General features: G+C 63.1%; 1 pseudogene. It reads left to right on the forward strand.

Going from position 1 to position 287, the window contains the following annotated elements:
- Window positions 1-287: pseudogene (locus tag EJV47_RS28315) on the forward strand (TonB-dependent receptor); the annotation flags it as partial.

The raw sequence follows: 287 nt of genomic DNA on the forward strand, positions 1-287 counted from the left end.
GGGCCTGTTCGTGCTGCCCTACTCCACCAAGGCTACCTCGAACCGCCTCGTCATCAATGCCATGGGCTACCGCGCCGACACGGTGCAGGCCGGCCCCTACGTGCGCATTGCGCTGAAAGCCAACGCCGAGCTGCAGGAGGTGGTCATTACCGACCGCGCCCCCAGCTACTCCTCGCTCACGCCCACCCACACCCAGGTTATCAGCAGCCAGGACCTGACCAAGTCGGCCTGCTGCAACCTGGCGGAAAGCTTCGAAACCAACTTTTTTAATGATGCGGCGACCACCG

Origin of the sequence: Hymenobacter gummosus, from assembly GCF_003970915.1 — a bacterium.
GTDB lineage: Bacteria > Bacteroidota > Bacteroidia > Cytophagales > Hymenobacteraceae > Solirubrum > Solirubrum gummosum.